Source organism: Acidovorax sp. SUPP2539 (assembly GCF_030158975.1).
Lineage (GTDB): Bacteria > Pseudomonadota > Gammaproteobacteria > Burkholderiales > Burkholderiaceae_C > Paracidovorax.
In genome coordinates this window covers 66,345-83,822 of sequence record NZ_BQXJ01000008.1, presented here as the reverse complement: position 1 = coordinate 83,822, position 17,478 = coordinate 66,345, and the positions used below count along the sequence as shown (strand labels likewise).

At 68.5% G+C, this 17,478-nt stretch carries 19 protein-coding genes; 2 read left to right on the top strand and 17 right to left on the bottom strand.

Annotated features, from left to right (window positions below; all coding sequences use genetic code 11):
- Window positions 1-22: 22 nt before the first annotated feature.
- From AVTE2539_RS23035 to AVTE2539_RS23000, 8 genes are read right to left on the bottom strand one after another with little or no spacing between them, the layout of a single operon-like run.
- A complete protein-coding gene (locus AVTE2539_RS23035) occupies window positions 23-487 on the bottom strand; it encodes a TIGR03751 family conjugal transfer lipoprotein (RefSeq protein WP_284414253.1) in 465 nt (154 codons plus the stop codon).
- A complete protein-coding gene (locus tag AVTE2539_RS23030) occupies window positions 468-1,940 on the bottom strand; it encodes a TIGR03752 family integrating conjugative element protein (protein ID WP_284414251.1) in 1,473 nt (490 codons plus the stop codon). Before AVTE2539_RS23030 ends, AVTE2539_RS23035 begins: the two co-directional genes overlap by 20 nt.
- Window positions 1,930-2,925 carry a TIGR03749 family integrating conjugative element protein gene (locus AVTE2539_RS23025; RefSeq protein ID WP_502868969.1) on the bottom strand — a complete coding sequence of 332 codons (996 nt, stop codon included), beginning with the start codon at window positions 2,923-2,925 and terminating at the stop codon, window positions 1,930-1,932. The genes AVTE2539_RS23030 and AVTE2539_RS23025 overlap by 11 nt, the downstream gene beginning before the upstream one ends.
- Window positions 2,922-3,623, bottom strand: coding sequence for a PFL_4703 family integrating conjugative element protein (locus tag AVTE2539_RS23020; protein ID WP_284414249.1), 702 nt, complete (start codon window positions 3,621-3,623; stop codon window positions 2,922-2,924). The genes AVTE2539_RS23025 and AVTE2539_RS23020 overlap by 4 nt, the downstream gene beginning before the upstream one ends.
- The gene (locus tag AVTE2539_RS23015; RefSeq protein WP_284414246.1) at window positions 3,620-4,078 is read right to left on the bottom strand and encodes a TIGR03750 family conjugal transfer protein; all 459 of its coding nucleotides are present in this window, start codon (window positions 4,076-4,078) and stop codon (window positions 3,620-3,622) included. The genes AVTE2539_RS23020 and AVTE2539_RS23015 overlap by 4 nt, the downstream gene beginning before the upstream one ends.
- A 10-nt stretch (window positions 4,079-4,088) precedes the next feature.
- Window positions 4,089-4,457, bottom strand: coding sequence for a TIGR03745 family integrating conjugative element membrane protein (locus tag AVTE2539_RS23010; protein WP_284414245.1), 369 nt, complete (start codon window positions 4,455-4,457; stop codon window positions 4,089-4,091).
- A gap of 41 nt (window positions 4,458-4,498) precedes the next feature.
- Window positions 4,499-4,741: a TIGR03758 family integrating conjugative element protein gene (locus AVTE2539_RS23005; RefSeq protein WP_148829095.1), complete on the bottom strand. Its 243-nt coding sequence runs from the start codon at window positions 4,739-4,741 to the stop codon at window positions 4,499-4,501.
- Window positions 4,738-5,115 carry an integrative conjugative element protein, RAQPRD family gene (locus AVTE2539_RS23000; RefSeq protein WP_284414238.1) on the bottom strand — a complete coding sequence of 126 codons (378 nt, stop codon included), beginning with the start codon at window positions 5,113-5,115 and terminating at the stop codon, window positions 4,738-4,740. Before AVTE2539_RS23000 ends, AVTE2539_RS23005 begins: the two co-directional genes overlap by 4 nt.
- A gap of 369 nt (window positions 5,116-5,484) precedes the next feature.
- On the opposite strand from AVTE2539_RS23000, the gene AVTE2539_RS22995 reads away from it, so the two are divergent.
- Complete coding sequence (locus AVTE2539_RS22995; protein ID WP_284414237.1) at window positions 5,485-6,867, top strand: S1 family peptidase; 1,383 nt, start codon at window positions 5,485-5,487, stop codon at window positions 6,865-6,867.
- Window positions 6,868-6,894: 27 nt separating this feature from the next.
- Here AVTE2539_RS22995 and AVTE2539_RS22990 read toward each other — a convergent pair whose 3' ends face one another.
- The 9 genes from AVTE2539_RS22990 to pilL2 form a co-directional block, all read right to left on the bottom strand.
- On the bottom strand, window positions 6,895-9,390 hold the full coding sequence (locus AVTE2539_RS22990; protein WP_284414235.1) for a DUF1963 domain-containing protein: 2,496 nt from the start codon (window positions 9,388-9,390) through the stop codon (window positions 6,895-6,897).
- A 156-nt stretch (window positions 9,391-9,546) separates the two neighbouring features.
- A complete protein-coding gene (locus AVTE2539_RS22985; protein ID WP_284414233.1) occupies window positions 9,547-10,020 on the bottom strand; it encodes a GNAT family N-acetyltransferase in 474 nt (157 codons plus the stop codon).
- A gap of 111 nt (window positions 10,021-10,131) precedes the next feature.
- Window positions 10,132-10,881, bottom strand: a complete 750-nt coding sequence (locus tag AVTE2539_RS22980) for a TIGR03747 family integrating conjugative element membrane protein (RefSeq protein WP_284414231.1) — start codon at window positions 10,879-10,881, stop codon at window positions 10,132-10,134.
- Window positions 10,878-13,070 (bottom strand): type IV conjugative transfer system coupling protein TraD, encoded by a 2,193-nt coding sequence (gene traD / locus AVTE2539_RS22975; protein ID WP_284414229.1) that lies wholly within the window; start codon window positions 13,068-13,070, stop codon window positions 10,878-10,880. The genes AVTE2539_RS22980 and traD overlap by 4 nt, the downstream gene beginning before the upstream one ends.
- A 1-nt stretch (window position 13,071) precedes the next feature.
- Entirely contained in the window at window positions 13,072-13,656 is a 585-nt protein-coding gene (locus AVTE2539_RS22970; RefSeq protein WP_284414227.1) for an integrating conjugative element protein, read from the bottom strand.
- A complete protein-coding gene (locus AVTE2539_RS22965) occupies window positions 13,653-14,261 on the bottom strand; it encodes a lysozyme family protein (protein ID WP_284414225.1) in 609 nt (202 codons plus the stop codon). Before AVTE2539_RS22965 ends, AVTE2539_RS22970 begins: the two co-directional genes overlap by 4 nt.
- Window positions 14,246-15,004, bottom strand: a complete 759-nt coding sequence (locus tag AVTE2539_RS22960; RefSeq protein WP_284414223.1) for a TIGR03759 family integrating conjugative element protein — start codon at window positions 15,002-15,004, stop codon at window positions 14,246-14,248. Before AVTE2539_RS22960 ends, AVTE2539_RS22965 begins: the two co-directional genes overlap by 16 nt.
- Window positions 15,005-15,014: 10 nt before the next feature.
- Window positions 15,015-15,674, bottom strand: a complete 660-nt coding sequence (locus AVTE2539_RS22955) for a hypothetical protein (protein WP_284414220.1) — start codon at window positions 15,672-15,674, stop codon at window positions 15,015-15,017.
- On the bottom strand, window positions 15,668-16,237 hold the full coding sequence (pilL2, locus tag AVTE2539_RS22950) for a PFGI-1 class ICE element type IV pilus protein PilL2 (protein WP_284414218.1): 570 nt from the start codon (window positions 16,235-16,237) through the stop codon (window positions 15,668-15,670). Before pilL2 ends, AVTE2539_RS22955 begins: the two co-directional genes overlap by 7 nt.
- Before the next feature lie 147 nt (window positions 16,238-16,384).
- Between pilL2 and AVTE2539_RS22945 the strand changes: the two genes are divergently transcribed.
- Window positions 16,385-17,446 (top strand): hypothetical protein, encoded by a 1,062-nt coding sequence (locus AVTE2539_RS22945; RefSeq protein WP_284414216.1) that lies wholly within the window; start codon window positions 16,385-16,387, stop codon window positions 17,444-17,446.
- Window positions 17,447-17,478 lie beyond the last annotated feature (32 nt).

Here is a 17,478-nt window from a genome sequence, read left to right as displayed (position 1 = left end):
CGCCAGCGCGGCCGCCGCGGCATCAGTAGTCCTCCACGCGCTCGCCGGGCATGGCGTACTGAATTCGCTGGTACAGCGGGAACACCGTGCTGTAGCCCGGCACGGGGACGGGATCGGTCCCGGCGAGGTGGGGGAAGACGTACATCACCAGATCGGGATTGGGCAGCCGGCGGAACTGGCGGTAGATCTCGTTCTGCGCTGTCCGGGTGTATGCCGCGTTGTCGGCGGGGATGGCCTGGACGTCGGCTGCCGTCAGGGGGCGGCGCAGGACCTGGCGCGCGTCCATCAGTTGGCGTGCCGCCGCGCCGCCGACCTGCGCACCGGGCACGCCGGCGCCGCCGGTCTCCTGGTCCCAGATGTCGCGCATCGTGCGATCGCCATGCGACAGCAGGTCGTCCTTGTGCGTCGCGCAGCCCGACAGCAGCAGGGCGATGGTGGCGAGCAGGCTGCGCAGCGCCCCGCGACGCTCAGTCCATGTCGTTCGCATGGGTTCCTCCAGTGGTGTGGCGGACCTTGCGGCCCTGGGCTTCGTAGTCGATCTGCAGGGGTTGTTCGAGGTGGACGGCGACCTGGGCGCCGGGCGGCACGTACACCGCGGCGAAGGCCTGCCCGTAGAGCTTGTTCACCCACTGGGACATCTCCTGCACGCCGCCTGCGAGGATGCGGCCCATGGCCTCGTTGCCGGAGATGCCCACGGTGCCCAGCGAGCCGTTGCCGTTGCTGACCACCGCCACGCTGCCGCTGTCGCTCTTGATGAGCGACGCGGCGCCGGCGCCAGCCGCGGTGATGAGGGCCTGCGATCCGAGATATTGCTGCGCGTTGCTGCGGCGCTCGCCGCTGACACAGGGGATGCCGTGCGGATCGCTGATCCAGCCAAGGCCGCCCAGGATGGAGCCCTGGCCGTCGGCGGCATTGCCGTTGCCCGAGCCGCCGCGGCTGCCCGCGCCGCCCTGGGCCTTGTCGTCCGGGATCGTGCGGATCGTGCCGTCGCGGAAGACGAAGGTGACCGAGCGGATCTGGCCGCGCACGCACGAGAGCGTCCAGTCGCCCGAGGCGGTGCCGCTCACCACGGCGCCCGCCACCTCCGGCAGATCGATGCCGTTGGCCGTCAGGTTGTCGGGGCCGATGAGGACTTTGAAGGGATAGGGGTCGTTGACCGTGCCGTCTATCGGCACACGCCCGATGAGGGCCGTCATCGCGACGGAGCCCATCAGGGTGGCGTTGGTGGGCAGGGTGTAGATGGGCTTGGCGGGCTTGGCCTCGGTGGCGGGCGAGTTGCCGGCCGGCGTGGTGGATGCGGAGCCGCCGCCCGCACCGCCATCGGCGGGACCGAAGCGCATGGGAAAGCGATCGGCCTTGCCGGTGCCGCCCGGTGCGTTCTTGCCCGCGTCGGGCCGCGCGTCGTCGGGTTCCACCCACCGCACGCCAGAAGCGCCGGAGGCGCCGAAACCCTTGCCGTCGCCTTCCTCCAGGCCCAGCCCGACAGGCAGGTCGGCGGAGCCGCCCTTGGCGCCCAACTGGTCCAGCTTGTGCTGCAGGTCCTGCAGCATGCTCTGGGTCTGCTGCTTGTCGCCAGCGACCTGTTCGTTCTCTTGGCGCTGGCGGTTGCGCTCACCGTCGATCGCGGCCTGAATGCGCTGGTCGATGGAGTTGTCGCGCTGGCGCAGGCGCTCGTTTTCCGCGCGCTGGTTCTTGTTTTCGCCGACGGCGGTCTGCAGTTCGCCGCGCAGTTGCTTGACCTGCGCGACCAGGGTGGCGACGGTGTCGCGCGGGGTGTCCCCGTCGATGCCCAGGGCCTTCATTTCCTCGGGCGTGAGCTGCGCGGTGCCGTCTGCCGCGGCGGACTTGTCCGGGCGGCCGGAGGTCAGATGGATGCCGAGGAAGACCAGCAGTGCGATCACCGGGATCATCAGCCACTTGAGCAGGCCGTTACTTTTCATGGTCGGCTCCCGAGGGCTGCTGCGCGGTGGCCGGCGTGGCCACTGGAACCGCGGCGGTATCAGCGTCCGGCGGCGGCAGGTTCCGGGCGGCGTCGATGCGGCTGATGCGCGGCAGCAGCGCGTCGCCCAGCCCGCGGCCGCGCGTGACGAGGTAGAGCACCGTGGTATCCGTGGCGTCGCCGGCCGGCCCCAGGCCCGGGTGCTGGAAGGTCGCGGCGACGAAGTCGCCGATCAGCATGCGGGGATCGAGGTCTACCCAGCGCGGCGAGGTGTTGGTCAGGCGTACCGCGGTCACCCACTGGTCTTCCATGCGCCACGCGGCCAGGGCCTGCGCTCGCACGGGCAGCGACGGCGCGAGCGCGTCCAGGTTCAGGCCGCGGCGCAAGTTCGCCTGCGACACGCCCATGGCTGGCTCCACCGCGCGCAAGGGGGCATAGAGGCTCTGCGCGGCATAGCGGGTGAGCACCACCGCGACCGGCGTCTCGTGGCGCGCATGGGTTCCCGATTCGGCGGACCCGGATGCTCGCGTGCCGCCGGGGCGCTCATCGGCCCCTGCGTCGCTGTCCGGAGTTCCGTCGCGGGCGCCGTAGCGCGGGCCCGGAGTGTCGCCCTCGACAATCCGCACGGGCTCCAGCGGGGCCTGGCCTTCCTTCGGCGCTTCGGCCGCGATGTCGATCAGGATCAGCGCTCCGCTGTCGGCGTCCTGCAACTGCAACCGGGTCGGCTCGATCGCTTCGCTGGCCCGCAGGTAGATCGCGCCGCCCGCGCTCTGCACGCGCAGGCGATCGGCGATGGCGGCGGGCACGCCCACGCGCACGTTCCGATCAATGAAGACCACGCGCTCTTCCCCGATGCGCAGGGGCACAGCCAGCGGCATGCGTTCCCAGCGCAGGATCTGCAGCGCCTGGGCTGCGGGAGCGACGCCCAGCCAAAGCATGGCGCCCAGTGTGAGCGCGCGCAGGGCGAAGGGGATGGGTCGGTTCATGGCGTGCCTCCAGGCAAGGGCGCGGCGGGCGCGGATGGGTTGCCCGGCGCGGTGGTCGCGGGCGCCGCGGCGGGCGGCGTGATGCGCTGCGGAGCACCGCTGTAGCAGTCGAGGGCCAGGCCGAAGGGGTTGCGCTCGGGATCGATGTCGAGGCGGACCACCTTCAGCGGGTAGCGAACGAGCGCCCGCTTGACCTGCTCTCCCGCGTAGTACTCGTCCGCGGCGACGTCGAGCGTCACGATCCAGTCGCGCTCGGACAGCACCTTGACGCGCGTGGTCGGGTCTTCGCCGTAGCTGCGGCCCGGGATTTCGTAGAGGCCGCGCACGCGCTGGCGCAGTTCGCCGTTGTTGCGGCGGGTCTCGTAGTCCTGCTGCAGCAGCGCTTGGCAGGATGGGGTGAGGTAGGCGGACAGGGCGCGGAGGTTGCGGGGGTAGTCCTCCTCGCCATTCGTCGGCCAGCGATTGAGCTGCTGGAAGATGTAGTAGCCGAAGGCATACACGTTCTCGGGCGGCACGTCCCACCACTTGCGCGTGCTGCCCGAACGCAGGTCGGGCGGCACGTGGATGGTCAGGTGGCGCGGCGCATTCGCCCAGCCGATGCCCAGCAGCACCGCCAGCGCGAACAGTGCGGCGCCCACCCGGCGCAGGGTGGCCACGTGCGCCTGCAGGTGCGCCACCTCGTTGCGAAAGCGGCTCATGGCCGGCCCCGGGGATGCGCGTGGCGTGGGTGGAAGCCACGGAGGCCGCGCGGGCGGCGCACAGGCGCAGTGCGGCGCGTGGTCCAACAGCCGGAGCGCGTGACCAGCCCCTGGCCGCCCAGGCGCGCGGCCCAAAGCGGATGGCGCAGGGCCAGCCGCCACTGCAACTGGCGGTACAGCCAGGTGTCCGGCCGGCCGCGTTTCGCGCGCCGCAGGATGCCGCCTCCGATGAAGACGCCCGCGGCGATGCCCGCCACGATCATCGTGGGCACCATGGCGATGCTGTGCGTGATCCACGCCAGCGGCAGCCCCGCGGCCAGGCCGGCGGCGGCGGATGCGCCGGCGCAGACCCAGAGTTCGTCGGCGGTGAGGCCGCGCACCACCACGGGCTGGCGGTTGAGCCGGTGCGGGAGGAAGGCGACGAGGCCGTCGCGTGTCGTGTCCTGGGGAGCCATGGGCAGGCTGCTACAGGATGGCCGTGGCCTTGGTGAGCAGCCAGATGCCCACGACCAGCAGCATCGCGCCCACCGCCACCGTCAGGCCGAACTGGCCCCAGGTGGCACGGCCGGTGTGGATTTCCGAATAGCGGGTGTAGGCGTGGTAGCAGACGCCGACGAACATGGAGGCTACGACGAGCAGCGCGACGAGCAGCACGATGTCGTAGCCGTAGTTCTGCAGCGTCTGCAGGATGCCCTTGCCGGCTCCGCGGGATGGGTCTTCCATCGTGGGCAGGCCGACCGCGAACGCCGGTGTCGCGGTCGCCAGCAGGGTGGCCGTCGCGAAGATGGGAGCGGTACGCGAGGCGCGACGTCGGGGGAGGGTGGGTGCTTGCATGGCAGGTCCTCGGTTCATCGGGGTCATCGGGAAAGGCGGGATCAGCGGGAAAGCAGCAGGAAGGTCAGCACGAGGTAGAGCGCGAGGAAGCGGACGACCACCGCGAGAAACTGGCGTTGCGACAGGCGCTGCTCGGCCCAGCCGGCGTAGGCGGCGCGCATGGCCCATACGCCCCACAGCAGCAGCACGGCGAACACGAAACCCAACACGACATCGGCGACCGCCGAAGCCGGGAAGCCGCCGTTGGCCTGGAAGGCGGCGAGCTGGTCCGCGGTCGCGGTCATCGCCGCGGCTCCGGCGGCGCCGGGCTCAGCGCGCTCTCGCGCGTGTACTGGCCCGCCAGCGCGGACGGGTCGCGCGGCTGCGCGCGCACCGGAACCAGGTAGCTGGCGAAGCCCGCCTGCATGCGGCGCATGTCGTCGTGCAGGCGCGTGTAGTCGAAGTGGTACCGGGAGGGCTCGGAGGCCGCTGCGGGAGCCGCCATGGCGGCGAGCCGGTCGGCCTGATCGAGCAGGCGCTGCGCTCCCGCCAGCCGCTCGCGTTCGAGGGCGGTGTCGGCGTGGGCCGATGCCGCGCCGCATAGGAGTGCCACGGCCAGCACGCCGGACAGGGGGAGGCGAGGGGGTGCGGTGTGGCTGGCCGTGGCACGCGAGGTCATGTCGGTCTCCTTACGATGGGGAGGCTCGATGCTGCGCAGGCGCACGGATGGCCGCCGCCATCAATGAGGACGTGGCTTACACCGCATTGATGGTCAGGAGGCGACGCACTGGTTGCGCGTTCCTGGACGTTGGGCAAGGGCACCGTGAGACGGCATGCAACCGCGGGTCGGGATGTGCCGCACCGCAGGGGCAGGGCTTCTGACCCTGCCGGCGAATGCGGTGGTGCAGTTGGCGGGAGCGGAGCCGGATGGAAATACGTTCTAGGGATCTATCGTTATCACTTGAATAACGAATGTGTTGCCCACGCCAACCGCCCTCGGTGGCGCCTGAAGTCAAGAGAAAAAGGAAGCTGGAATGCTGGAACGGTGTTGTTTGACACGGGCATCGGCGACAAGAAAAATAAATGGAACTGCCCTTCAGGAACAACATTCAAGGAGGACCAAACGATGAGACACACGTGGCCTTTCGTCGCAGCCTGCGCAATGGCGCTGTCCAGTACCGCCCAGGCCCAGGATGCCAAACCGTTGGAACAGTTGGACGTCATCTCTCGCAGCTACGCGAAGGACAATCACGTGGCTGAAGCGGAAGCCTCGCGGCGCCTGGAGCTCAGGCAGGTGCTTGCGCGGACGGAGATCGAGGCTTTCAAAGCGGACTACGCCGACCGTCTCGATACCTCGTACTGGGACGATAGCCGCGACGGGTTCAAGCTCGTTCTGCGCCTCAAGCAGGGGCCGATACCCGCAATCCATGAGTTGTCCACGGCGCACGGAACCATCCCGGTGAAGTTCACACTGGTGTCCGGCAAGACGCTGGACGAGATCAGCGCCATCCTGGCATCGAACCAAGCACACCTGCAGGAGCAGGTGCCCGGCTTGCAGGGCACGGGTATCGATGAAGTGAATGCTGCGATCGTGCTTTACGTCTTCGTCCCAGCGGAGGAGCAAGCTGCCTACGAAGCGGAGAACGCAACGCTGAGTCGTCAGCTCGGCGTGCCTGTCAGGTTCAAGTTCCTGCCGGGCCCCATGGAGTCCGAACCACAAGAGGCGCCTGAACCATCGCCCAGCTCGACGCTGCCGGCACAGAGTGGGCCCATGGCAACGACCCAGTCAGCCTATGTGCGGGGCGGCTCGCAGATCCTCAATCTGGACAACGAGCACCAGTGCACCGGCGGCTTCATCGTGCGGAACAAGGACAACACCAAGTGGGGCTTGGTCACCGCGGCGCACTGTGGCAAGAACCTCATGTACGGCAACTGGTCGGATGCTGCGAGCGGTGCGCAGGTCACTGCGAAGCTGACGTACGAGGACCAGCTTTTCGATGCGACGCACGACTTGGCATGGCATTCCTTCCCTGTCTTGGGCTACCGCCCACTCGGAGAAGTCTTCGCGAGGGACACCTGTTCCAGTTGCGGCGTGGTGATCCTCTCCACCGCAGCCGCCGTACCTGGGGATCGGGTATGCCACAGGGGCTTGCTGACCGGGTGGACATGCGGCGTCGTGTCGAGCAGCACGGCGAGCTTTGGCAGCAAGGAGTGCAACGGACAGGTCTGTGACCCCCGGGCCTACAAGGTGGTCGTAGGGGACGACTTGGCGTGCTTCCGTGGTGACAGTGGCGGGCCGGTCCACTACGGAAATATTGCCTACGGCATCGTCAAGAGCGCTTCCTATGCGGGCGTCGAACCGGGCCGGTGCGGCGCGCTGGTTTTCAGCCCCATTGGCAGGATCGTGGACCTGGGCCTACGGCTGTACTGATTCCAGTACGCTGCACCTCTACCGGCCTCAGCTGCTCTCCAGCCCGCAGTGGACGTTGGAGAAATCCTGCTTGGCAAGGTCGCTCTTATGGATCACGAAGTACACCTCGCCCGCGTCCCAAAAGCAGAAGCCTGGTTTCGGGTCCGAGGCGACGCGCAGCAGCACCATGAAGTCCTCGGGCCGGCCACGCAAGCGGTTGGCGGCTTCGGTGAGCGGGGTGTCGTGCTGCTTGAACACATGGCTGTTCACGCCATGCAGAGGTTGGACCGCGGACTGCGCCTCCAGGCGCCCGCGCAGCGATTCCACCAGTTCGTAGGCCTCTTCCAACTCGCCCAGGCCTTCGGCCGCACCCTGGCAATAGGCGTCGTCGGAATAGAAGTGCGGCACGCTGATCCAACTGGCCGCGTTCGCCCGATAGGGCATGGAAACGTCCTCGTCCTCGAACTGCATGGCATCGCCTGACAGCTCCGCGGCGCTGCGCAACGCGGCGCTTGGCCCGTCGTAATGGAACACCCGTGGCACCAGGTCTTCCTGGTCGGAGATGAAGAAGTAGAGCACGCCGCTGCGCGGCAGGTAGCGCTGCAGCGGTGCCAGTTGCGCGCAGTCCAGTTGCGCGAGGAACAGCATCGGCCGGGTAGTGCCGTCGGCGTCGGTGTGCCGCGGATAGGCCATGCCGGGCGGCAGGTCGGGCAGGCCGCCGAAGCGGGTGTTGCCGCGTGTTCCGTAGTCGTCCGGCGCATCCGTGGCCAGCGCCACCGCGCGCCAGGCAAGCGCCTGCATTCCATCGCGGTAGCGCGCCCATCGCGCGTCGCTGTCCAAAGCATGCGCAAGGCGCTGCATCAGCAGCGGATCGCTGCGCACGAAGAAGGCATCTTCGTCGAAGGCAATGGTGCCCTGGCCATTGGCACCCTTGTAGCGGTAGTCCAGCAATGTGTGCTTCTTGGGCAATTCCAGGTCCAACTGCTCGATGCGTTCCAATCCAGCCGGCAGCGCGGTCAAGGGATTGCCGGTGAGATTCAACGACCGCAGTGCCGGCAGCGCCGCGATGCTCGCCGGCACGGTCTGCAGCTGGTTGCGTGCGAGCGAGAGCGCCTTGAGCGTGGCCGGGAAGCGCGAGTCGGGCAGCTGCGCGAGCGCGTTGTTGTCCAGCACGCAATGCTCCAGCGGCAGCGACAGCAGCTCCGGCGGTAGCGCTTCGATCGCGGTTCCGGTGACGTGCAAGCGGCGCAAGGCGCGCAGCGTGCCGAGCGCGGCCGGCAGCCGCGCCAGGGCGCCGGCACGTACGATGTTCAGTTCCTCCAGCTGCGCCAGGCTGGCCAACGCCTCCGGCAGTTCCCGCACGCCATGCGCGGCATCGGCATCTTCGTCGTAATAGAGACTGAGCGAACGCAGCGCCGGATAGGCGAAGAGCGCATCCGGCAAGGTGGGTCCGGGCAGGTTGGACAGGTGCAGGTGACGCGGTACATCGGCCGGCGCGCTCGAGAGTTCGTCCAGCGAGGTGAAGCGGTAGTTCTCCCACTCCAGTGCGCCCAAGGTCAGCTTGCGCGCGATGCGCACCGGATAGCGGTGACCCGCGCCGTCCGCCTGCAGATAGCCGCTGAAACCGACCCAGCCCTGTTCCAGGACCAGCTCGCCCCAGAGCTTGAGGTCGTGGCGCAGCCCGCCGGACCAGAGATAGGCCTGGTGGGCGGGTTCGCGATCGTTCTCGAAACGGATGCGGCCGGTGGGAACGCCGGCGACGTACACGCCCTTCATCGAGAAGCGAAAATAGACTTTGTGGTCGTCCACCAGGTGCGGCCGCGCGGCGGCGTCGGCCTTGCGCGCCTGTGCCTGCAGGTCGATGGTCAGCTCGTCACCGATATTGCTCCCGCTGCCGATACTGGGCATGGTCTTGCGCGGGAAGGCGAACGCCAGATCGTCGATGCGGAATACGTCCTCGCCATCGTCGGGAAGACGGAACGGCTCGGCCATCGCGGTCGCCGGCGCGGGATGCGCGTCGTCGCTTTCGGTTGCATCCTCGTCCTCGTCCTCGTCCTCGTCGTCGCCGAACATCTGCTGCATCCAGCGCTCGTGTGCCGCCAGCGCCGCGGCGGGATCGCCGGTCACGCGCAGGCTGCGCAGTGCGGCTTCCAGCAGCGGAAAGTGCTCGGCCTCGGTGCCGACGGGACAATCGCCAGCGATGTCCAGCGACAGCTTCTCGTCCAGCTGCGCCCTGGCAAAGAGATAGGCGTAGCCATTGCCGTGCAAGATCATCTGCACGGCGGGCCGGCCGTCGATGGTCAGCGCTTTTTCTGCGAGCAGCGTCGCCTGGCCACGACGCGTCAGGCATTCGGCGCGGAAGGCGGCCCAGGGATCGCCGGCATCCGCCTCAAACGGCGCCTTGTGCCGCACGATCATGATGCCTAACGAGACCTCGTCGTCGCCGACGGGATACGCCGCCTTGATGAACTGGCCGATCTGGCGCGCGACGGTGAAGCGATCGGGTAGGTCGATGGAGAGGGCATCGGTCTGGACGGTACGCATGACGTGATATCGAATGTGACAGAGTGGCTACAGCTTACCCCGCCTTTTTTTCGTCTGTCATGCGCGCGGATGCGCAGTCATGCATCGATAGCTGCTGGTGGGGCGTCCCATCTATGGGTGGGTGAAGCTGATACAAGGATGCTGGCATTCTGACCATCAGCCGGCATGCTTGAGTTCCTTTTTCATGAGGGAATTGGGGATTGTCACTCCGCTGCGGACTGGAAACCGACGCTCGATGACGCAGAATCCATAACGTACGAAAAATGGCTCCGCAGTGCGACTCACATCGGCGGTCAGCTCAGTCAAGCAGAGCTTCCGAGCTTCTTCATGAATTCGGTCCATGAGCATCGTCCCTATGCCCCGTCGCGGATGGGCTCCAGACACGAAGAAGTGGTGGATATAGCCACTCGGCTGAACGTCCGCGTAGCCAACGATCCGATCGCCATCCTCTACGAGGAACGGGTTGATTTTGCGAACTTTTTCAGCCCACAGCTCAGCATCAAAGTCCTGAGGAGCCCAGGCGTCAATTTGATCAGGCGTGTAGTCGCGCGAGGCAATCCCATGGATGGCCGAAAAATAGATGTGCCGTAGTGCAGATTCATCACCAGTCCGTATCCGACGAATTCTCATGAACTTGATCTTTCGAGTCGAGATTACGCGATATGCCGGTCGCCCGCTCCTTGGCGCGACCGAACGCCTATAGCTTAATTTTGGGTGATCTGGAGGCAACTTTGGTTTTCTTCACAGGTACTTCTTGAAGCTCCCAGCCGCGATATCCGTCGCGACCCCCAACAGCACCGCCGCCGGCAGCAGGATCGCCACCGGATGCACGCTGACCGGCAGGGCCAGGTAGGTCACCCAGGGCAGCACCGCGAGCGGCACCAGGCTGGCCCGCGCGCGGTGGTACAGAAACCCCGACTCGCGCCCCGCGCCGAACCGCCGGATGTCCCTGCGCACCAGCCCATCCACGAACCCGGCGAATGCCGCCAGGAGGAAGAGCGGCAGCGACAGGCACAGCACGAGCAGGCGCACCATGAACACCAGCACGGTGTAGCCCGCGGCGATCAGGTAGTCCTGCGCCTGCGTGGCCACGGTGCCGAGCGCTTTCTGCAGGCTCCATGCGTGGCCGCCCGCGTTCGCGCGGGCCTGGCGCGAGGCGTCCCGCATCCATTCGAGCAGGCCGCTGCGCACGAACACCCATTCGTAGCCCTGCTGCACCCAGTGGTGCGCGGTACGCCCTGGCTCCTGCACGAGCGCGCTGCGCACGAAGTAGTCGGACAACTGATCCAACTCATGGCCCAGCATGGCCTGCGCATGGCGCCATGATTGGTCCGGCCAGAACAGCGCCATGCCCACGCATTCGACCACGATGCACAGCAGGAGCGATCCGCACAGCATCCCGAAGCAGCGGAACGGCAGCGTGAGGAGGCCAACGATGAAGCCCTGCTGGCGGACCTGCTGGCGCTGCGCGGTGGCGGCGACATCGCTCATGGCATGCCGGCCTCATCCATCCCGTCCTGGTCGGCGGGGTCGTCTGCCTCGGTCGTGGCGAAAGCGTCCTGCAGCAGGTCGTCAGGCAGCCCGCCATCCCGAGGCCCCGTGGCGCCCTGGCCATCCCACCAGCTTCCGGCGTCCATGACGTAGTGCAGCCGCATGCCGGCGGCCAGTTCCTGCAGGTCTCGCGGCATGGCCTCGTCGGGATCGGGCGCGGGCAGGGGCATGCGCACCTTCCACAGGTTTCCCCCTTCGAGCAGCGCGAAGGCCTGGCCTTTGGGCAGGGCGACGACGTGCGCGGGCTCGATCAGCGGCACGCTGGTGCTGGCGACGCGGTCCTGGGTGTTCGAGGTGAAGGCGGTGTTGCCCGTGGGATCCGAGCTGTCGGTGGCACCGCTGATCACGGACGTAGCAAAGACCTCCACCTTCGGCAACTGGCGGGTGAGCAGTTCGGCCGTGGCCGTCTCCCTGACGCGCAGCATGACCAGGTTGTTGAAGTTGCCCACCACCTGGCCGGCCTTGGCGCGGTTGCCTATGCGCGCCTCGATGTCGGAGAGCGTCTGCGTGTACGCCGTGACCTGCACACCGGCACCGCCGCCTTTGTTGACCATGGGAATGAACTCGTCGCCCATCAGTTCGTTGAACTCGTCCGCGTGGACGTTGATAGGTACCTTGCTGCTGGCGTTGGCGCCGGGCAGCCCGTCGTCCACGCCGAACTTGTAGATATGGCCGGCGACCGAAACCAGGTCCGAGAACATGGAATTGCCCACGGCGGCTGCCACTTCCGCATCCGAGAGCGCGTCCAGCCCCACATACACGATCGCGCGCTTTCGGATGACCTGCATCCAGTCGAAAATGGGCCGCGGATCGGCCAAGTCCGAATAGTTCGGTGCCAGCAACTGGGCAATCTTGCCCGTGGTGAGCTTCTCCAGCAGCGGCAGCAGGCTGGCGACGATCTTGTCGAAATAGGTGCGGTCGTAGCGCACCGCGCTGCGCAGGCCGTCGAGAACGGGGTCGTACACGCGCACCTGTGTCAGGTACTGCTCGATCGCGATCACGCGCTTCTCGCGCCCGATCATGTTGCGCGGGATGTTCTTGTCGTTGAGGCGCGCTTCGAGTTGGACGATGATCTCCCAGGCCTTGGGCTCCGTGCGCGCGAAGAAGTGCGCGGCGTACTCCATGAACAGCGCATCGATGTTGATGACGTGGCGCTGGATCAGCAGGTAGTCCGGGCGCTGACCCAGTTCCACGAGTGCCCTCGCGATGATGTTGACGAACCGCCAGGCGAACTCGCGGAAGGCCGCGCTGTTGCCCTCGCCGGACAGCTGCCCCGCGATGCGCGTGGCGACTTCCGAGATGCGGCCGAAGCGACCCACCGCGTTGTAGCGCGCGCTCAGGTCGGGCCAGCCCAGGTGGAACACATAGAACTCGCCTTCGCGGCCGGCGCGGCGCGCTTCCACGTACATCCGCTTGAGCAGGTCCGCATCGCCCTTGGGGTCGAAGACGATCACCACTTCGTACCCTCCGTCCGCCGCGCGGCGGCGGATGTCCTGCGTGATGAACAGTTCGGCCAGGCGCGTCTTGCCGACGCGCGTCGTGCCGAGTACCAGGGTGTGCCCGACCCGTTCCCCCAGCGGCAGGGTGACGTCCACCTCCTGCGGCTCGATCCCGTGCAGGCGCGGTAGACCGCCGACCGGCGGCAGGGGCCGCACGGGGTTCAGCGGGTGGTCCCATGCCGTCCAGCGCGCCAGGCGCGCGAACGGTGGCGGCGCGAACTCCAGGCGCTCCTCGCACCGCCGCGCAAGCCGGTAGAACGCTGTCGGCTCGACGTAGCGGCGGAATTCGGGCCGGTAGGTCTGCATCAGCCGGTGCGTGTGGCGCTGGTCCCAGCGGAAGCCACGGCCGAGGAACAGGCGCTGCTGGCTGACCGGGACGTCGCGGCTCGTCATCACATAGCGCGGCAGGCGGCGGATGTTGCGCCGGTAGCGCAGGATGGCGTGGGCCTGCCGCAGCCGGATGCCGCCGAAGGCCGCGAAACCGAGGGCGCTGGCAAACCCCAGCGAGGGGCTCAGCGCGAGCGACCACGGTGCCACCACGCACGCCAGCGCGGCGCCGGCGCAGACCGCAACGGTGTATAGCTCCACCGCGGGGCGCAGCAGCACCTCGACTGCATGCGCCTGGGCCATGTCACTGCTCGATGCCCGTGGCGGTCAACAGGGCCGGGTAGTGGCGAAGGCCCAGGCGGCGGGCCAGATCGTCCCCCGAGGCCGGCGAGAGCACCAGGCCCGGCGCCAGGGCGCGCAGTTCCTGCATCGCCTGCGGCGACGCGACATTCACGACGAGGCCGGCGGCGCGCATCAGGCGCAGCGTGCCGGCGCGCTGCTGCAGCCAGGCCCTGGAGCGCGCGTCGTCACCGACCAGGAAAAAGGGGGTCAGCCCCGGCGCCTGCAGCGGGCGAGGCTCTACCACGCCCGGGGACAGTAGCGTGGAGCGCACTGGCAGGCCCACCGCCTCGACCGGGACGACGGGCGCCGTGGCCTTGGCTGCCCCGCTGGCCGAAGGGGCGCCGCTCGCACGCAACGGGGGAAGCCCGAGCTCGTCGTAGTAGGGCTGCGCCGATACGCCTCCCCGGTCCTCGACGACGAACAGGCCGGGGCGGGGCGGCGGGGCGGATGGCACCGGTTCCGCACACAGGCCCAAGGACGGCAGGCAAGCCAGCGCGAGCAGCCGCAGAGGCGCGCACGGGCGGAATCGCAAGGCGGGGAGCTTCATGGGGTGGTCTCTCTACGCGGATTCAGTGAGGCCATCGCCTGCGGGTTGCCCAGCACGCGCGCAAGATGGCGCTGCACGGCGCCGCGGTAGCGCGCTGCGGGTGGGCCGCCTGCGGGGCGGTGGTAGCGTCCCACCGCGGCCAGCCAGTCTTCGCCGGGCCGGTGCTGCTCGTGCAGGATCTCCGCGGCGATACCGAGGTTGCGGTAGGGGTCCAGCAGCGCGCAGGGCTGCTGCACGCGGTGCGCGTGGTAGCCCGCATTGACCTGGCCGAGCCCGACGTCGATGCGCTCAGCGGGGGTGTCCCGCATCGCGCGGCGCAGCGCAAGGCAGGCATCAACGCGCGTGGCGTGCCGCTGCGGCGTGCCGGCGACGTTGAGCGTCCACGGCCAGGGAACTAGCCGGCCACGCAGCCGGGTTCCGCTTTCCTGCAGCGCGACTGCGTACAGCACGGACGAGGGCACGCCCGATTGCGCCGCGGCGATCTGGTAAGCGGGCGGGGGGAGCTCCTGTGCGCGGGCGGGCACGGCGCCCCATGCGGCCGTGCCCAGCGCGATCGCCGCGCGGAGCGCAGCGGCGCAGTGCGGCGTAATCACTGTCGCTGCCATTGACCACCCACCTCGCGCATGACCGCCGGCAGATCGCCGGACGCGCCGAGCGACAGCCAGCGGCCACCATCGTGGTTGAGCGTGATCGTCCGCGCCCGCACCTTGGCGGGATCGACTCCCGCTCGCCGCGCCCACCGGCGGATGCGCTCGTCGTCGCCGCGGCTCCCGATGAGGTACACGTCCACCGGTGTGCCGGCAGACTGCAGCTGCTGCACGCGCTGGTCGCACGCGGCGCAGTCCTCCTTCACGAACAGGGCCAAGCGCCCCGGTTCCGCGGTTCCGCTGCTGCCGGCCGCCGGGCCGCCCTGCAGCGCCACGCGCTGCTGGTTCGGATACAGGCGCTGCCACGCCGCGTCGTATGCGCGCTGGTAGCCCAGGGTCTTTTGCACGCGGCGTGCCTCGGCCTGCACCTGGAGCTCCGCATACCGTCGCCGCTCCTCGTCGCTCCGCGCCTCGATGCCTAGCGCCGTCAGCGGGTCGAGGTTGGGGGAGTAGATGCCCAGCGGCCCCTGCATCAGCGTCCGGTAGCGCGACCAGTCCTCCGCGCGCAGGCCCCATTCGCGGGCCCGGGCCTCGTCGTCGTGCGCATCGGTCAACGGCCGTGCTGCGGTCGCCGTGGTGCGGGTCTCGCCGACGCGCGCTGCTTGCGCCTGTGCCTGCGTCACGTCCGGCGCACCCAGGCCCAGGATGCACAGGCATGCCGCGATGAGCACCGCGATGGCTGAACGGCTTTCCGCTCGCATGTTGGTCGCCTCAGCGCGCACGCAGCGGCAGCCGGCGCACCTGGTCTCCGACCGAGAACATGGCGGCTTGCGGCTCGATCACTTCCAGCCGCCACCCACGCTCCTGCTCGCCCTCGCGGAGCAGCCGAACTGGCGAGTCCGACCCCGGTTCCGATGGAACGACCGCCAGGAAAGGCACCCCTGCCCGCATCTCGCTGCCGAGCACGGTGAACGGGGGCGGGGAGGGCGCGCGCTCGCGGGTCGCCGCGGACTCCGCTGCACGCGCCTTGCGTGGCGCTGTGGCCGCCTTGCGGACAGCAACTTCGGCCTGCAGTGCCTCGATGCGCGACGATAGGGCGGCCAGATCCTCGGTCCGAGCCATGCCGTTCCGCGCCTGTTCGAGCGCCGCGAGCCGGTCGCCCAGTGCTTTCTGGGCCGTGGAGAAGGCTGCTTCGCTCACGGGCGTCGGTTGCCGGCGGGCCGCATCGAATGCCCCGCGCAGCTGCGCCACGCTGCTCGCCAGGCTCTGCATCTCCGCATCGACGTTCGCCTGCTTGGCTTCCTGCGCCATGCGCGACAGCTGGGCGGTGTTGTAGGCGGTCACACCGCCCACGACCATCAGGGCAATGGCGCAGGCCCAGAGTGCCCAGCGAACGCGGGGGCGTCCGGCGGGCGGATGCGAGATCACCATGGCTGTTTCTCCTTCGGAAGCCAGGCCGGCTCGATCGCCGCGGCGCTGGCGCCGGCCCGGTGAAAGCAGACCATGCGCGCCGTGTCGTCCACCGAGAGTGCCCAGGCGTCGCCGGCCATGGTCTGGAGCGCATCGCGCAGCGTGATCGGGCCGAGACGCACATGTGCCGCGGGCAGCGGCAGGGCATACAGGGTGCTGCTGTCCGCGTCGGGAGGGCACAGCCGGTAGCCCGACTGCCGCAGCAGGTACTGCAGGCCGTCCTGGACCGTGGACCCTTCGGCCGATGGCTGCGTGACGTTTATGACCTGCATCAACAGATCGCGCTGCCCAGCCTCGGCGCCGAGCTCAACCAGGGTGTAGCGGCCTTGCCGTGTGACCGGAACTGGCGAAGGTCGGTCCGCGTCCACCCCGGCGGGAGCCGACGCCGTAGGCGTGGGACTGGGGGCGGCGGCCTTGTAGGCGGGTGGTGCGCTGGCGCATCCGCCCAGGAGGACTGATGCGACCGCGGCGGCCACCGGGGCGAATCCCCAGCGGCGAGGGGCGGGCGAGGGGTGTGGCTGCATGCGGGTCGTCCCGGTAACTTGGGTGATCGAGACGATGCGCGAGGGGCCGTGGTCGAGTCAGGCAACAATCGGGATCGCGGCGCGGCGCTTTGCCAGGCCGCCGGCGTTCACGCCGATAACAAAACGAAATGCAGGGAGAACTTGAGCATGGAGTCCAGCAACCAGCCCATTCCGTATGCCGCGCGATGCGAGCGCCTTCCGCCCTCCGGCACCACCGCCCTCGTGTGGCCGTTCGTCAACGTTGCGAAGGGCGAAGGGCCGTACGAGCTGTTCCTCGACACCAACGCGCTCGCGCGCACGGAGTGGGCAGAACAGCTCCCGGCCGCGGAACGTGTGCGCTACACGCTCAACCCGTGGCCGGCGCTGATGGAGCAGTGGATGTCCAACCAGAAGCTCCGCGAGAGCCCTGACCCGGCCGCCTGGGTCAATGACAGGTTGGCGCCGCTGGCATCGCGGGGCTTCCTGTTCCGCGAGAGTTTCGCGCAGCAGCAGGTCGCGCTGCTGCGCAAGAACGAAACAGCGCTGCGCACCCAGTTCAGCCTGATCTTCCCGTACGTCGCGCTCATGCGTTCGCTGCTGTCGCAGAAGGTGCCGCCGGAGGAAGCGCTCGCGAAACTGGACGCCTTGATGCAGGCCGATGTCCCACGCTTCACCGGCATGGCCATGCTGCTGGCCCTCAGCGTGCTGCTCAAGGGGCGACAGTCGCTGAAGCTCGATGGGGACCCGAAGCCCGCGTACTCGTACCTCGAATCCTTCCTGAGTTTTCAGCCCGGAAAGAAGGACGAGGCCGACCACATCACCCTACCGTACCTGCGCAATCGCGCCGGCGACCTGAACCTGTGGCTGAGCGTCCCCATGCTGCGCCAGGCCGGCTACGCGTTCGTCGGGACGCCCGCGCTGGTGACCGAGGACAAGGCCTTGCACCGCGTCATCCTGCGCACGCTGCCTCCGGTGCTCACCCCCAACCGAGCGATGGGCTTCGGCGTGGACAGCAATGGGCTCGACCCGGAGATATGCCATCGCATCGTCATGGCCGTCGGCCCAATGGTGGTACGTGGCACCGTGACGTCGCAGGAGAAGGAGGAGCGCCTGGGCCGCCTGTTCGCGATGGCGGGGGCGGCGTGCGCCAAGCCGGAGGAGACGGCGGCGCTCGACGAGGTGTGGCGGACCTGGTGCCTGCCGGGCATGCATGACAGGTTCGTTGTCTGAGCCGCGTTCGATCAATGGCAGGGAAGATGCAT

Bases quoted from the DNA above. Each gene is read 5' to 3' on its own strand.
- AVTE2539_RS23035 (WP_284414253.1), bottom strand. From the start codon at position 487: ATGCGAACGACATGGACTGAGCGTCGCGGGGCGCTGCGCAGCCTGCTC.
- AVTE2539_RS22955 (WP_284414220.1), bottom strand. From the start codon at position 15,674: ATGGTGATCTCGCATCCGCCCGCCGGACGCCCCCGCGTTCGCTGGGCA.
- AVTE2539_RS22960 (WP_284414223.1), bottom strand. From the start codon at position 15,004: ATGCGAGCGGAAAGCCGTTCAGCCATCGCGGTGCTCATCGCGGCATGC.
- AVTE2539_RS23020 (WP_284414249.1), bottom strand. From the start codon at position 3,623: ATGAGCCGCTTTCGCAACGAGGTGGCGCACCTGCAGGCGCACGTGGCC.
- AVTE2539_RS22980 (WP_284414231.1), bottom strand. From the start codon at position 10,881: ATGAGCGATGTCGCCGCCACCGCGCAGCGCCAGCAGGTCCGCCAGCAG.
- AVTE2539_RS23010 (WP_284414245.1), bottom strand. From the start codon at position 4,457: ATGCAAGCACCCACCCTCCCCCGACGTCGCGCCTCGCGTACCGCTCCC.
- AVTE2539_RS23000 (WP_284414238.1), bottom strand. From the start codon at position 5,115: ATGACCTCGCGTGCCACGGCCAGCCACACCGCACCCCCTCGCCTCCCC.
- AVTE2539_RS22990 (WP_284414235.1), bottom strand. From the start codon at position 9,390: ATGCGTACCGTCCAGACCGATGCCCTCTCCATCGACCTACCCGATCGC.
- AVTE2539_RS22970 (WP_284414227.1), bottom strand. From the start codon at position 13,656: ATGAAGCTCCCCGCCTTGCGATTCCGCCCGTGCGCGCCTCTGCGGCTG.
- AVTE2539_RS23030 (WP_284414251.1), bottom strand. From the start codon at position 1,940: ATGAAAAGTAACGGCCTGCTCAAGTGGCTGATGATCCCGGTGATCGCA.
- AVTE2539_RS23025 (WP_502868969.1), bottom strand. From the start codon at position 2,925: ATGAACCGACCCATCCCCTTCGCCCTGCGCGCGCTCACACTGGGCGCC.
- AVTE2539_RS22985 (WP_284414233.1), bottom strand. From the start codon at position 10,020: ATGAGAATTCGTCGGATACGGACTGGTGATGAATCTGCACTACGGCAC.
- AVTE2539_RS23015 (WP_284414246.1), bottom strand. From the start codon at position 4,078: ATGGCTCCCCAGGACACGACACGCGACGGCCTCGTCGCCTTCCTCCCG.
- pilL2 (WP_284414218.1), bottom strand. From the start codon at position 16,237: ATGCAGCCACACCCCTCGCCCGCCCCTCGCCGCTGGGGATTCGCCCCG.
- AVTE2539_RS23005 (WP_148829095.1), bottom strand. From the start codon at position 4,741: ATGACCGCGACCGCGGACCAGCTCGCCGCCTTCCAGGCCAACGGCGGC.
- AVTE2539_RS22965 (WP_284414225.1), bottom strand. From the start codon at position 14,261: ATGGCAGCGACAGTGATTACGCCGCACTGCGCCGCTGCGCTCCGCGCG.
- traD (WP_284414229.1), bottom strand. From the start codon at position 13,070: ATGGCCCAGGCGCATGCAGTCGAGGTGCTGCTGCGCCCCGCGGTGGAG.
- AVTE2539_RS22945 (WP_284414216.1), top strand. From the start codon at position 16,385: ATGGAGTCCAGCAACCAGCCCATTCCGTATGCCGCGCGATGCGAGCGC.